This window comes from Parabacteroides sp. merdae-related_45_40 (assembly GCF_001915675.1).
Window position 1 is genome coordinate 201,808 of record NZ_MNQY01000046.1, and the last position, 15,249, is coordinate 217,056.

Sequence of the window (15,249 nt, forward strand, 5' to 3'; positions counted from 1 at the left end):
TCGGATGTCATGAAAAGAATAATTTTAATTATGTGTTGTTTCCTATCTGTATTCGCTTGGGCCGATGATGGGAGGACAACGATCTCATTAAATGGGGAATGGGATTTCGATCAAACGGAACTGGCTTTTCCTCCACGGAAATATACCCGTAAGATACCGGTTCCGGGATTGGTGCATTTAGCGAGGCCTAAAATCTCTCAATACGAGAAATTCTTTAAGAAACCTGACGGCGTGGAGCTGGTGGAACAGTTTAATTTCTTAGAGAGAGATTATACGCCGATGTATAATTGGTATAAGCGGAAAGTATTTATCGATGAGAAATTTAAGGATGAGCAATTATTCCTTACGATAAAGAAAAGCCAATATGTTACACGAGTCTTCGTGAATAGGCATGAAGTGGGGGCTTCTATGGAATGCTATACTCCAATGGATTTTAATATTACGAGTGCCGTAAAATATGGTTCGGACAATGAGATATTGATTCAGGTGGGCGACCGGGCGTGGTTGCCTAGCGAGGCCGCCGGCGGAACGGATAAGGAGAAAGTCCATTACCTACCCGGAATCTGGGATGACGTGTTCATTACGGCTACTGGTAAGATGCGGGTCGATAAAGTTTTATTCCTGCCTTCTCTGGCTAAAGGATTGGTGACAGTTAAGACCTTGGTGAGAAGTTTGTATCCACCCCAAATGTTGTATGGGGATAAAATGAAGGATTCTTGTAAGATTGAGTACTGTGTCAAGGAGAAGACTACAGGGAGGATAGTAGGAAAGAAAATGATTGAAGGTGAGGCTAAGCGGGATAATAGGACTTATTTCGAAACGAGTATCTCTTTGGATAATCCGAAGGCTTGGACTCCTGATTCCCCTTTCTTGTACGAAGGTGAGGTCTCGGTGTATGACCAAGATGAGCTTGTAGATCGTTATTCCGTGAACTTCGGTATGCGTGATTTTTCGAGAAAAGGTAAATTCTTTACGCTTAATGGGGATAAATTCTACTTACGAGGCTCCAATATCACGCTTCAACGTTTCTTTGAGGACCCGGATTGTCAAGCGTTGGCTTGGGACCGGGAATGGGTGAAGAAGCTGATGGTAGACCTGCCAAAGTCAATCGATTGGAACGCTATGCGAATATGTGTAGGAATTGTACCTGACTTCTGGTATGACCTTTGCGACGAGTATGGTATCGTATTACAGAATGAGTGGCTATATTGGCAAAATCATGGATGGGATGAACAGGTACGTAAGGAGTATACGAATTGGGTATGGAGCGATGGGAATCATCCCAGTATCGTGATCTGGGATGCGATCAATGAGAACTGGGACAGTTATATAGGAAATACGCTGATTCCCAAACTAAAGGAATTAGACCCGACCCGGATCTGGGATGCCGGTTACATGACATCAGATCAGATGGGGACGAACGATGAGATGGATGAGCCACACCCTTATCGTGCGCTTACGTTGATGCATTCCAGCGAACTGAACGACTATTTCAAAAACAATCCCTATAACTTAGGTGCATTGCATGAGAATTGGGTAGGTTTCTCTTCTATACTAGATGCGGGCGTTCCTCAGTTGGTGAATGAGTACGGATGGATTTGGTTATGGCGTGATGGACGGCCCTCGAAATTGACACTTAACAATTACAATTACTATCTTGGCGAGAATGCCACTCCGGAACAATGTCGTGAATTGCAGGCATATTGGTTGGAACTTGAGACGGAATGGCTGCGTTCGGAACGTTCGGTAGGCGGAATCTTGGCTTTTTGTCATTTGACCAATAATTATGGTTTCACGGGAGATTGGTTCATCAATGATATCAAGGATTTGGAACCTTCACCGGCTTTCCGCTGGTTCAAGCATTGTTTCGCCCCCTCGGCAGTCTTTATCGATTTAGCGGATCGTCGTTATACCAAACATCTCGAGCCCTTGAAACCGGGTAGTGATTTAGTATTCAACTTGGTAGGGGTGAACGACTTGAATAAGGAGTCGTCTGGAAAAGTTCTCTTGAAACTACTAGACGAGAAAGGAACTATTATTTCGACACAAGAAGAGTCTATTGTGATTGAACCTTTTGGCAAGCGGCTTCAACCTTGCCTTCTGAAATTGCCCTCAAAATCAGGAGGCTATCTTCTGATAGCCGAGTATCATGAGAAGGGGAGGGCGAAACCAGTACTTAGTCGCCGTTATCTAAAAGTAGGCGATGCGGTAACCTCTTTCAAGGATTACTTTGAGTATACATTAAATTAGTTAGGTTAGCTTTTATATCCAATTTCCTACGGCGGCACTCCTCGTGAGTGCTGTCGAGGGGAATGCTACCCCTTTTTTGAAAATACTCAGAGTCCGACTAACCAAAAAGTAATGTTAGGAATATTGTTTAAACCTTTAAATTCGAATAGTTTATGAAAAAGAAAAGTAAGGATCAGCGATGGCGTTGGATATGTGTCGGGTCATTATTGCTCGCTTCCTTAAATGGCAATCTGGAGGCAAGCGGCCTTTCCCATCCTAATGTAAATCCGGTGGAAGTTTCTCAAGCGACAAGAAAATTGCGAGGAACGATCTTGGATACAAATGGAACTCCGGTTATCGGTGCGAGTATTTCCGTAAAAGGAACTACTACCGGTACGATCTCTGACATGAATGGCGTATTTACGCTAGATGTGAAAAATGGCGATGTATTAGAAATCTCGTTTATAGGCTATCTCTCCCATACGGTTAAGGTCGGTACGCAGACTGATTTACAGATTGTCTTGAAAGAGGACACGCAAGCCTTGGATGAGGTGGTAGTGGTTGGTTATGGCGTTCAGAAGAAGAGCGTGATGACAGCGGCCATCAGTCGTGTCACCTCCGATGATTTGGAGAAGCTGACGCCGACCCGGGTAGAGGATGTGTTACGAGGAAAAGTCTCGGGAGTAAGCATTATGCAGAATTCCGGACAACCGGGAGCCGAGTCGAGAGTCCGTATCCGTGGTACAGGAACTATCAATGATAGTAACCCTCTGTATATTGTGGACGGAATGCCACTTGAAGGAGGTGTCGATTATCTGAATCCGCAGGATATACAATCTATCGAGGTCTTAAAAGATGCCGCTTCTGCCGCTATCTACGGTTCGCGTGCGGCTAATGGTGTTATTCTGGTTACGACAAAGAGCGGGAAAAAAGGAAAAGCGGTTGTCAATTATGATTTCTCTATCGGTTGGCAAAATCCTTGGCGAAAAATGTCGGTCTTGAATGCCACCGAATATGAGACAATAATGAATGAGGCTTACGTGAATGCCGGGATGGACCCTATTTACGATGATCCTTCGAAAGCAGGTGTAGGGACGAACTGGCAGAATGAGATTTATAACGAGAATGCCCCGATCATGAATCATCAAGCGAGCATCAGTGGGGGTGGTGATAAGGGAAGCTATTTCCTCTCTTTTGGTTATTTAGATCAAGAAGGAATTGTTGGAGGAAAAGATAAGTCGGATTATAAACGATATAGCTTACGTTTCAACAATACCTATAATGTGTTTGAGAATAAGGCGAATAAATTTTTCCGTAGTTTCAAGGTCGGTACGAACCTAGGATATACACGGATCATATCCAAAGGTATTTCGGAGAATGACAACTTCTCCGGCCCGTTAGCAAGTGCGGTGATGACTCCACCGAACGAATCGGTCTATCTGGAGAATCCTTCGGCGGAAGATCTCGCTTATTACGAGAAAAATTATCCCGGCTATGTCAAGGATGATGAAGGCCGCATCTATAACGTGATCGAGAATCAAGAGATCGTGAATCCGGTCGCTATGATGCAGACCTTAAACAATAACAAGGACTGGGATAAATTTGTAGGTTCTGTTTGGGGTGAATTGGAAGTATTCGAGAATCTTACGTTTAAGACCTCTCTCTCCACGGATATGGCTTTTTGGGGCGAAAGGAATTGGTTCCCAGTTAGCTATTTGTGTTATATGGTCAAGACTGAGAAATCGAGGGTGGAGCAAACGATGAATCGTGGCATGAAGCTTCTTTGGGAGAATACGTTGAGTTATAAACGTTCGATCGATAAACATAATTTCGCCGTTTTACTGGGAACCTCTATGGAACGGTATGATAGTAAAAAGGTAAAGGGAACAGCATTGAATTTACGAGCGGAAGATGATCATAAAGCATGGATCGATTTTACCAATAGTGCCTCTCCCGGCGATCAGCATTCGGAAGGTGGTGCGACAGAGCATCGGATGGCGTCCGTTTTCGGACGATTAAACTATAATTATGACGAAAGGTATATGCTAGAGTTAACCCTTCGTCGGGACGGTTCCTCTAACTTCGGCCGGAATAATCAATATGCTTATTTCCCTTCCGTCTCCGCAGGCTGGACGTTGACTAACGAGCCTTTCATGGAAAATAAACCGGGATGGCTCGACTTTCTGAAAGTGCGCGGGAGCTGGGGCCAGAACGGAAATGAAAAAATCGGATCGTTTGGATATACTACGACAATGACCGGAGGAAATAACTATAGTTTCGGGGCTGGCTCGAACGGTGTCATCCATAGCGGAACAAAACCTACTTCTTTGGCCAATCCTGATTTGCGTTGGGAAACCTCGGAGCAATTGGACTTTGGATTTGATTCCCGCTTCTTTAATAACTCCCTTTCTTTTAGTTTTGATTGGTTCAAGAAAGATACAAAAGACATGTTGATGGAGCGTCCGATACCCCTATATGTGGGAAGTGGCTCGCCTTTGTCGAATGTCGGGACATTGACCAACCAAGGTATCGAGCTTGAAGTCGGTTATAAATTAAGTGTAGATAAAGTGAATCTATCTTTCTTGGCGAATGCTTCTTATGTGAAGAATGAGATCAAGAATCTGGGAAATCAAACAGGATATATCGATAAGGAGAGTTTACCGACTTTAGGTACGGTATCAAGGAACCAAAATGGTTATCCGATCGGTTATTTCTTCGGATATAAGGCGATTGGGGTTTTCCAGACACAAGAGGAGATCGATAACTATATCAGTCCTGCTACCGGTAAGCCTATACAACCGAATGCGGTACCCGGTGATACGAAATTTGAGGATTTGAATGGAGACGGCGTGATCAGCGATGATAACGAGGACCGTACGATGATAGGCAAACCTAATCCGGATTGGATGGTTGGACTTACTGTTGCGGCTGATTGGAATGGCTTTGATTTAAGTGCCTTTTTCCAAGGTTCTTTCGGGGCGGATGTTTTCGATGCGTTACGCCGTTATGAGTTGGCGGCGGTCAATTATACGTCGGATGCTTTGGAAAGATGGACAGGACCGGGCACCTCCAATTCGATGCCAAGGATTGTCTTGGGTGATACGCCTAAGAACTTCCGTCCGTCTACTTTGTTGGTTCACGATGCTTCTTTCTTGCGCTTACGTAATTTACAGGTAGGTTATACGCTGCCGGCCCAGTTGACCCGAAAAGCTTATATACAACGCTTGAGGTTTTATGCGTCGTTCGATAATTTGTTGACTATTACGGGATACAAGGGAATGGATCCGGAAATCGGTTCGACAATGGGTATAGATAAGGGTGTATATCCTCAAGCCCGGGTTTATACATTTGGATTGAATTTGACATTTTAATCATTAAAATTAGTGTTATGAATAAATATATTTATCTGCTAGCCGTTGTATTCGGACTAAGTGGCTGCAATGATTTTTTGGAGTTGTCTCCGACGAATAAGGTTATCGAAACGGATTATTACAAGACACAGGAGGATTTGACCGAGGCATTGGTCGCTGCCTATGACCCGTTGAAATGGAACGCTTATAATGCGTATAGCTCTTATGAACTGGTAAGTAATATCATGTCGGATGATGCGGAGACCGGTGGATCGACGGTATCGGATCAACCGCAGTTGCAGCGAGTGAATGATTTTACCAATTGGGTGACACCGACAAACTTACCCGAGGGTTTATGGGGGCGTTCGTATGAGGGTGTGAACCGTGCGAATATCGTGATAGAGAAATGCCCTCTTCTTCCGGAGGGGACGATGTCGGAGGAGCTTCGTGATCGTTATGTGGCTGAGGCTCATTTCTTGCGTGTATTTTATTATTTCCAGTTGTGGCGTTTCTTTGGATACATACCGTATTACGAGACGAATTTGGGATTGGATGATATAACAACTGTCCCTCAGTTACAGCCGGATGAGGTCTATGCGAAATTAATCGAGGATTTAGATAATAATGTTATTGGGAAGTTACCTAAGATAGTCCCGGCTAATGAGAAAGGACGAGCTACGAATGGTGCCGCTATCGCGATGAAAGCACGTATCGTTTTATATCAGAATGATGATACTAAAATGAAGGAGATCGCCAGCCAATTGAAAGAACTAATTACCGATCCTGCCTATCAATATGATTTGATCCCGGATTATAAAGTTCTTTTTGATGATGAGTATGAATGGTGCAAAGAATCTGTTTTTGAAGTCAATTATACGGAAATCGGGAACTCGAATGATTGGGCAGGCAAGGCTAATCAAGGTAACTCCGATATAATAATGCTAGGAGCCAGAGGTTTGAAAGATCCTAATAATGTATATGTGGAAGGTTGGGGTTTTGCGCCTGTAACAAAAGCATTGAATGATGCGTTTTTACCAAATGATCCTAGAAAGTGGACAACAATCATAGATCATGAGGAGTTTAGAGCGGAAGGCGGGACGGTTAGCTCGGATGTGAATCAATATACAGGATATAGCGTACGCAAATATCATCCTCGTGCGGGGTATTCTTCTACGGTTGGCACGGAAGCGCTGAATTATAAGAACAATTACCGTGTAATTCGTTTCTCCGACGTATTATTGATGGCATCGGAAGCTTTGTTGAGAAGTGGAGGTAGCGTAGGCGAGGCACAGGATTATTATGCGAGAGTCGTTAAACGTGCGATGGGGGATGATTATAAGGTTCCGGCGGTTTCATTGGATAATATCTATAAGGAACGCCGTTATGAGTTTGCGATGGAAGGTATTCGTTATTGGGATTTAGTACGTACGAACCAAGCAAAAGATTTTATCAAAGGCTGGGATGATACAAAGAAATACTTGCCGATTCCTCAGTCGGAGATTGATAAGTCGGATGGCCATTTGGTACAGAATCCTCATTTCTAAGAATTGAGCTGTATTTACATTTGTTCATTTTAGGAGAACCTGATAGCTTTTAATTTGTTGATAATTAGATATGGATGTGTGATCATTTGTCCACATCCATGTTTTTTGTCTTTAAGTAAATAGTTTAAATCGATAAAATATGAGATTAAAATAGAGTAATAACGGTACACGAATACCCATTTGCGACCGCTTACGATCCCGTTCGTTGGCTATTCACTTACGGATCCAAAAAGAAGGACATTTCTTTTTAGATGGGATAAGCTTGTATTCCAGATCTTTTTATGTACATTTGAAGCCACCCAATAGTGGGGTAACTAAAACATGATATGACTATGGAAAAGAAAACAGAAAAAGAGGAGAAGTATATGAAGGAATTACAAGATCGATATATCCGTTTCGACTGGGCCATCAAACGCCTACTCCGGCAAAAAGCGAATTTCGGAGTGCTAGAAGGCTTTCTTACCGTGTTCTTGGGCGAGCAGATCAAGATTGAGGAGATATTGGAGAGTGAGGGATACCAGCAAATGGCCGATGAAAAATTCAATCGGGTGGATATCAAGGCTAAGAACACAAAGGGAGATATCATCCTTATCGAGATCCAGAATACCCGCGAGCTTTATTATTTGGAACGTGTGCTTTATGGCGTGGCGAAGGCCGTCACCGAACATCTTCATTTGGGACAGGACTATTCCGGGGTGAAAAAGGTCTATTCTATCAGTATCCTTTATTTTGATATAGGCGTAGGAACCGATTATCTGTATCACGGGCAGAACCAATTTGTCGGCGTGCATACCCATGATCATTTACAGGTAAATACCAAGGAGAGGGGTGCGATCGTCAAGCGTCTTCCCTCGGAGATCTTTCCGGAGTATATATTGGTCCGGGTGAATGAGTTTGATAAGGTGGCCGTGACCCCCTTGGAGGAATGGGTGCGATACTTGAAAGATGGGATCATAACTTCCGGAACGACAGCCCCTGGCTTGGAAGAGGCACGAGAGAAATTACGCTATTACTCAATGTCTCCCGAGGAACGTTATGCTTATGACGAACATCTGAATGCGATTATGATCCAGAATGACGTGTTGAGCACTGCTAAGTTTGAAGGACGGGAAGAAGGATTAGCAGAAGGATTAGCAGAAGGCAGAGAAGAAGGACTAATAGAAGGTCGAGAAGAAGGCCGTGTGGAAGAACGTCTAGAAACAGCTCGGCGTATGCGGTCTGATGGGCTTTCGATGGAAATGGTCGTGCGTTATACTGGTTTGTCAGAGGAGGAAATAAATAATTTATGACATCCTTGAGGCTTTGCTAGCGGAGTAGGATCGGTTCTTTTAAGTTCTTGGCCTGCTCCTCGGATGATGTTCCAGTATCTCTTTGCGAAGGAATTCCCGGTCGATATGTGTATATATCTCGGTGGTGGTGATTTTCTCATGCCCCAGCATCTCTTGGATAGCGCGTAAGTTGGCGCCTCCTTCCAGCAAGTGGGTGGCGAAAGAATGACGGAAGGTATGGGGACTTACGTTTTTATGGATACCGGCGGCCTCCGTCTGTTGCTTGATGATATGAAATACCATGATACGGGAGAGGGCCGTTCCTCGCCGGCTTAGAAATAAAATATCCTCGAAGCCTTTTTTAACCACGACCGAATTCCGGTCATACAGATAGTTTTTAATTTCCCGCAAAGCAACTTCGGAGATAGGAACAAGCCGTTGTTTGCTTCCTTTACCCTCTACCCGGATGAAACCTTCCTTGGGATATATATCCGAATAACGCAGGCCAGTAAGCTCCGATACGCGCAGTCCACAACTATATAAAACCTCCAGCATCGCACGGTTCCGCTGTCCCTCGGGAAGCGTGAGGTCTATTGTGTCGAGAATGCTATTTATCTCGTTGACGGTTAATACTTCCGGCAGCTTCAATCCGATCTTGGGAGACTCTAACAATTCGGTCGGATCATTTGTTATATAATTGTCAAGCAATAAGAAACGATAGAACGATTTGATACCCGAGATGATGCGTGCTTGCGATCGGGGATGGATACCGATGTCACGTAATTGGGCGATGAACTGTTGCAAGTCGTCGTAGCTGATCTCCTTAACGTCCTTTTTCTCATCCTCTGCGAAACGTAGCAATTTGTCAAGATCTGTCAAATAGGCGTCGATGGAGTTGGCTGAGAGCGATTTTTCTAATCGTAAATAGGTGTTATATCGGTTTATTATATCTTTTCCTTGTCGCATTGTCGGTATGTCGTTATGAATGTGTCAAATAAAATCCTTACCTTTGCCGGATAATTCCGGCCTCAACGGGCGGTACAAAGGTAATAAACTTACAATTAAGAATGAAGAAGATTCAGATCATCAATGGCCCTAATTTGAATCTGTTGGGCAAGCGAGAACCGACAGTATACGGAAATGCCTCGTTCGAGGACTATTTGAGCGAGTTACGTGCCCGCTTTCCTCAGTGTGAGATATCTTATTATCAAAGTAATGTGGAAGGAGAGATAATTAACAAGATCCATGAGGTGGGTTTTGAATATGACGGTATCGTGTTGAACGCCGGCGCTTATACGCATACTTCCATTGCGTTGCACGATGCTATCAAGGCGGTTACTACGCCAGTCGTGGAGGTGCATATCTCGAATGTGCATGCCCGTGAATCGTTTCGTCATGTGTCGATGATATCGGCGGCATGCAGGGGAGTGATTCTTGGGTTTGGGCTGGATTCGTATCGGTTGGCGATCGAATCGTTTATGTGATAGAAGGTTTAGAAGGTTATCAAATAGAATTAATAATTAGGTTATAATAATTTAAGGTATATGTTAAAGCATACGAAGATTGTTGCTACAGTTTCCGACCAGCGCTGCGACGTTGCGTTCGTTGAGGCGTTATATAAAGCGGGAATGAATGTGGTGCGCCTGAATACGGCTCACATGATGGAAGAGGGGTTGACCCGTGTGGTAAATAACGTCCGTACCGTATCCGACCGTATCGGTATCTTGATGGATACGAAGGGGCCGGAAGTACGTACCACGACGACGGTAAACAAGGAACCGATCCCTTTCAAGACTGGAGAGATCGTGAAGGTAATCGGTAATCCCGATCAGGAAACTTCGCATGATTGTATTTGTGTGTCATATAAGAATTTCGTGAACGACTTGGCGATTGGCAGCGACATCCTTATCGATGATGGTGATCTGGAAATGAAGGTTACCGGGAAATCCGGCGATTGTTTGCTTTGCGAGATCCAGAATGACGCTACGCTAGGTAGCCGCAAGAGCGTGAATGTGCCGGGCGTACGTATCAATTTGCCTTCGTTGACTGAGAAAGACCGTAATAATATCCTTTGGGCGATCGATCATGATCTCGATTTTATCGCTCACTCATTTGTTCGCAACAAACAGGACGTATTGGATATCCAACGTATCTTGGACGAGCGTAACAGCCCTATCAAGATTATCGCTAAGATCGAGAATCAAGAGGGTGTAGACAATATCGAGGAGATTTTGGAAGTGGCTTATGGCGTCATGATCGCTCGTGGTGACTTGGGTATCGAGGTTCCGGCCGAGAAGATCCCGGGTATCCAGCGTATGCTGATCCGTAAATGCGTGGAGGTGAAGAAGCCGGTTATCGTGGCTACGCAAATGCTTCATTCCATGATTAATAATCCTCGTCCTACTCGTGCCGAGGTTACGGATATCGCCAACGCTATTTATTATCGTACGGATGCTTTGATGTTAAGCGGTGAGACGGCTTATGGAAAATATCCGATCGAGGCGGTACAGACCATGACGAAAGTGGCTCGTGAAGCTGAGAAGACTAAGCTTTCCGCGAATGATATCCGTGTGCCGATCGAGGGGAATGATTTAGACGTGACTTCTTTCTTGGCGAAACAAGCCGTTAAGTCTTCTTCTAAATTACATGTGAAGGCGATTATCACGGATAGTTATACGGGTCGTACGGCACGTTATCTGGCCGCTTTCCGCGGAACCTCTACTGTGTTCGCTATATGCTATAATCCTCGTGTGATGCGTATGTTGGGTCTTTCTTATGGGGTATGGGCGGTTCATCAGCCGTACAACGACAGTCGTAGGGGATATTTCTATGATGCGTTGAACCAGCTGATCCATAGCGGACGTATCACTCGCAACGATATGGTAGCGTATTTGAGCGGTAGCTTCGGCGAAGGTGGCGGTACCAGCTTTTTGGAGATTAACAACGTAGGAAAGGTGCTGGATGCCGGCACGCAATATCAGTTGCCTACTTTTAAAGAGTAAGAGGAATGTTTACGGGCGAGATTGATGCGTATATTCTTTCTCATATAGATGAAGAAGGGGATTTGCTGTCGGCGTTGAATCGCGACGCCAATGTGAACCTTCTCCGTCCGCGTATGCTATCCGGGCATTTGCAGGGTAGGATATTGAAGATGTTTTGCCGGATGATTCGTCCGAGAAGAGTCTTGGAGATCGGGACTTATACGTCTTATGCCACTTTGTGTATGGCGGAAGGCATGGAAGAGGGGGCGTTGATCCATACGATCGAGATCAATGACGAGATGGAGGATTTTATCATGAAATATCTTTCCCGCTCGCTACATAAGGACAAGATAAAAGTCCATTTTGGGGATGCGATGGAGATTATCCCCCGTTTGGATGAGACGTTCGATATGGTTTTTATCGATGCCGACAAACGCCTGTATTCCGAGTATTATGATTTGGTATTCCCGATGGTCCGTCCGGGCGGCTTGATTCTCGCGGATAATACGCTTTGGGACGGTAAAGTGGTAGAAGAAGTGCATCCTTCCGATAAACAAACGAAGGGAATACTGGTTTTTAATGAAAAGGTTAAGCAAGACGATCGGGTAGAGAAGGTGATCCTCCCTTTACGTGACGGCTTGACGATGATCTGGAAAAAGTAAATAATAAAGCGTATGGAAAGTACTAGATTACAAAAGATCGAACGCCTTCTTCAGAAGGAGTTGAGTGATATATTTCAGAAGCAGACGCAAGGAATGCATGGCGTATTGGTCTCTGTCAGCGTAGTTCGTGTAAGTCCGGATTTAAGTGTGGCGAGAGCTTATTTAAGCATTTTCCCGTCGGATAAATCGCAAGAGCTATTGGAGGCTATACGGAGCAATACGAAAGCGATCCGTTTTGATTTGGGGCAACGTATTCGTTTGCAGGTTCGTAAGATTCCAGAATTGAGCTTCTTTATAGACGATTCATTGGATTATATCGAGAATATCGACAATCTTTTGCATAAGTAATCAGAGGAGCCTTGAATCTTCCGTTCTATATAGCCCGGCGATATCTCTTTTCGAAGAAGTCGCACAATGCCATAAATATCATATCGATGGTATCGGTATGCGGGGTTGTTGTCGCCACGATCGCCTTAGTATGCGCCTTGTCGGTCTATAATGGTTTCAACGATTTGGTCTCTTCTCTCTTCAGCAATTTTGATCCGGAGTTGAAGATCATGCCTCGGAAAGGGAAGGTTTTCGACCCGACCTCGGAAGAGATACGTAAGGTGAGGGAATTGCCCGGCATTGTTTGTTTTAGTGAGGTATTGCAGGACAATGCCTTGGTCCGTTATCGAGATCGTCAGGGTGTAGCTACCTTGAAAGGTGTAGACGAGCAATATGAGAAACTGGCGCAGATCGATAGTATCTTGATCGATGGAAAATTCCTTCTGAATGACGAGGTGGCGAATTACGCGAATATGGGGATCGGATTGGCTTTCTCGCTAGGAATAAACGCAGGCTTTGTCTCTCCGCTGGAGATCTACGCTCCGAAGCGGGAGGAGAAGGTGAACATGGCGAATCCGGCTTCTTCTTTCAATTTGGAATATGCTTATATCGGTGCTGTCTTTCGTACGGACCAACAGGTTTACGATGATTCATATATGATCGTGCCTTTGTCATTGGCCCGTTCTTTATTTAATTATGATAAAGAAGTGACAGCGGTGGAATTGAAGGTGAAAGATAGCGGAGATATCGCTCCGGTAAAGAAAGAGATTCAACGTATCCTAGGTGATCAATATATCGTGCAAGACCGTTTTGAGCAACAAGAGGCTTCTTTCAAGATGATGCAAGTCGAGAAATGGATGACCTTCTTGATCCTTACTTTTATATTGGCGATCGCCTTATTCAACGTGGTGGGTTCTTTATCCATGTTGATGATCGAGAAACAGGAGGATGTGAGTACACTGCGTAATATGGGGGCTGATGACAGTCTGATCCGTCGGATTTTCTTGTTTGAAGGCTGGATGATCTCCGGTTTTGGAGCTTTGATCGGAGTCTTGATCGGGGTTGTACTTTGCTTGCTACAACAAGAGTTTGGCTTTATAAAACTAGGGGAAGCTGCCGGAGCGTTTATTATAGAGGCTTATCCAGTACGTGTAGTCACGGTGGATATAATAACAGTCTTTGTAACGGTATTAACGATAGGCTTTTTGGCTGCGTGGTATCCTGTACGATATCTTGCTAAGAAGTTGAAAATTGAGAATTGAGAATGAATACCGCTTGCCGATAATTCTCAATTCTCAATTCTTAATTAGTTGTATTCTTTTCCGTATTTGATTTTAGCGTCGGCTACGAATTGTTTGATACGTTGTTCGTCATCCTTCTTACAAATCAATAATACGTTTCCAGACTCGGCCACGATGCAATCTTTTAGCCCTTGGATAACGGCTAGACGTTTCGGGTTATTTAATGCGATCACATTGCCGGAGCATTCGTATAGCATTGCCTCGTTATTTTTCAATACTGCGTTCTCATTTTCGTCTTTATTCGCTAGGTCGAACAAAGATCCCCAGCTACCGAGGTCGGCCCAACCGAAATCTACACATAGCATATATACGTTGTGTGCTTTCTCCATGATACCGTAGTCGATGGATATATTTAGGCAATAAGGGAAATTCTCTTGGATGAACGCTTTTTCTTCCGGGGTATTAAATTTATCCTTACCTAGATCGAAACGGCTGCTGATATCCGGGAGATATTTAGAGAACGCTTCCAAGATCGTATTCACGTTCCAGACGAACAAGCCAGAATTCCAGAAGAATTCTCCACTTTCCATAAATACCTTTGCCAACTCGAGGTTCGGTTTTTCAGTAAAGGTCTTCACCTTGGTGAAATCATCTACTACCGTATCACTGCTTTGGATATATCCGTATCCTGTTTCCGGGCGGCTAGGCTTGATGCCCAAGGTGACCAACGCACGGTTTCTCTTCACGAAATCCAACGCCTTTTGAACGTCCCTCAAGAAAACATCCTCTTTTAAGATCAGATGGTCGGAAGGGGCTACGACAATATTGGCTTCCGGATTGCATGCCTTAATATGATAAGCCGCATAAGCGATACAAGGAGCTGTATTGCGACGAGCCGGTTCCAAAAGGATTTGTTCTTCCGCTAATTCCGGCAACTGCTCCTTGATTAAGTCCGCATAAGATTCGTTGGTAACGATGTATATATTTTCAGTAGGGATGATTTTTGCGAAGCGATCAAATGTCATTTGCAGTAAAGACCGTCCGCTCCCAAAAAAATCAAGGAATTGCTTTGGGTAACTTTCTCTACTGAAAGGCCAGAAACGGCTACCGATTCCGCCTCCCATGATGACGCAATAATTATCTTTCATGATATTGGCTGTTATTATGATTATACGTTTACAAATGTAACGAAATAATCTTTCTATGCGAAACAATCCCGTACATATTCCCACTGTGAAAAAAATATTTGAAAATTTTCACCCAAACGCTTGCGGGTTTAAAAAAAAGCTGTACCTTTGCAACGCATTTGAGAAACAAACCTACTGCTAAAGCTAAAAGGTTAATCAAAAATGCCCAGATGGCGGAATTGGTAGACGCGCTGGTCTCAAACACCAGTGGATTCACTTCCATGCCGGTTCGATCCCGGCTCTGGGTACTAATAAACCCTGATAATCGACTGATTATCAGGGTTTTTCCTTTCTGTAAGGCGTACTAAATGTGTACTGAGCGACAAAAACAAGAATAGAGTGTACTTTTGTGGTTTTCATCCTTTCATCTTTATGATTTCTTAACTCTTATGCATTCTTTTCTGTCTTATTATTGCTGATGTTTTCTCGGAAAATGCGATTTCCACCTTATATTTGTATC

Annotated in this window: 11 protein-coding genes and 1 tRNA gene; 10 read left to right on the top strand and 2 right to left on the bottom strand. The window is 44.1% G+C overall.

Features of this window, described 5'->3' with window-relative positions; all coding sequences use genetic code 11:
- Window positions 1-9: 9 nt before the first annotated feature.
- The 4 genes from BHV83_RS06515 (at window position 10) to BHV83_RS06530 (ending at window position 8,412) form a co-directional block, all read left to right on the top strand.
- Window positions 10-2,250, top strand: a complete 2,241-nt coding sequence (locus BHV83_RS06515; RefSeq protein WP_048927044.1) for a glycoside hydrolase family 2 protein — start codon at window positions 10-12, stop codon at window positions 2,248-2,250.
- Window positions 2,251-2,402: 152 nt separating this feature from the next.
- Window positions 2,403-5,600, top strand: a complete 3,198-nt coding sequence (locus BHV83_RS06520) for a SusC/RagA family TonB-linked outer membrane protein (protein WP_048927045.1) — start codon at window positions 2,403-2,405, stop codon at window positions 5,598-5,600.
- Window positions 5,601-5,617: 17 nt separating this feature from the next.
- Window positions 5,618-7,123 (top strand): RagB/SusD family nutrient uptake outer membrane protein, encoded by a 1,506-nt coding sequence (locus BHV83_RS06525; protein WP_048927046.1) that lies wholly within the window; start codon window positions 5,618-5,620, stop codon window positions 7,121-7,123.
- 332 nt (window positions 7,124-7,455) lie between these two features.
- Window positions 7,456-8,412 carry an Rpn family recombination-promoting nuclease/putative transposase gene (locus tag BHV83_RS06530; protein WP_048927047.1) on the top strand — a complete coding sequence of 319 codons (957 nt, stop codon included), beginning with the start codon at window positions 7,456-7,458 and terminating at the stop codon, window positions 8,410-8,412.
- Between the two features lie 39 nt (window positions 8,413-8,451).
- Here the strand turns inward: BHV83_RS06530 and xerD are convergent, their stop codons facing one another.
- Window positions 8,452-9,357 (bottom strand): site-specific tyrosine recombinase XerD, encoded by a 906-nt coding sequence (xerD, locus tag BHV83_RS06535; protein ID WP_005859891.1) that lies wholly within the window; start codon window positions 9,355-9,357, stop codon window positions 8,452-8,454.
- 101 nt (window positions 9,358-9,458) lie between these two features.
- Between xerD and aroQ the strand changes: the two genes are divergently transcribed.
- From aroQ to BHV83_RS06560, 5 genes are read left to right on the top strand one after another with little or no spacing between them, the layout of a single operon-like run.
- Window positions 9,459-9,875 (top strand): type II 3-dehydroquinate dehydratase, encoded by a 417-nt coding sequence (aroQ, locus tag BHV83_RS06540; protein ID WP_005859889.1) that lies wholly within the window; start codon window positions 9,459-9,461, stop codon window positions 9,873-9,875.
- Between the two features lie 60 nt (window positions 9,876-9,935).
- A complete protein-coding gene (pyk, locus tag BHV83_RS06545; protein ID WP_005859887.1) occupies window positions 9,936-11,393 on the top strand; it encodes a pyruvate kinase in 1,458 nt (485 codons plus the stop codon).
- Window positions 11,394-11,398: 5 nt separating this feature from the next.
- Window positions 11,399-12,034, top strand: coding sequence for an O-methyltransferase (locus BHV83_RS06550; protein ID WP_005859885.1), 636 nt, complete (start codon window positions 11,399-11,401; stop codon window positions 12,032-12,034).
- A 12-nt stretch (window positions 12,035-12,046) separates the two neighbouring features.
- Entirely contained in the window at window positions 12,047-12,382 is a 336-nt protein-coding gene (gene rbfA / locus BHV83_RS06555) for a 30S ribosome-binding factor RbfA (RefSeq protein WP_005859883.1), read from the top strand.
- A gap of 11 nt (window positions 12,383-12,393) precedes the next feature.
- Window positions 12,394-13,623, top strand: a complete 1,230-nt coding sequence (locus BHV83_RS06560) for an FtsX-like permease family protein (RefSeq protein WP_008778805.1) — start codon at window positions 12,394-12,396, stop codon at window positions 13,621-13,623.
- Window positions 13,624-13,667: 44 nt separating this feature from the next.
- Here BHV83_RS06560 and BHV83_RS06565 read toward each other — a convergent pair whose 3' ends face one another.
- A complete protein-coding gene (locus BHV83_RS06565) occupies window positions 13,668-14,750 on the bottom strand; it encodes a mannose-1-phosphate guanylyltransferase (RefSeq protein WP_009016577.1) in 1,083 nt (360 codons plus the stop codon).
- A 203-nt stretch (window positions 14,751-14,953) separates the two neighbouring features.
- On the opposite strand from BHV83_RS06565, the gene BHV83_RS06570 reads away from it, so the two are divergent.
- Window positions 14,954-15,037, top strand: a tRNA-Leu gene (locus tag BHV83_RS06570).
- Window positions 15,038-15,249: the final 212 nt, after the last annotated feature.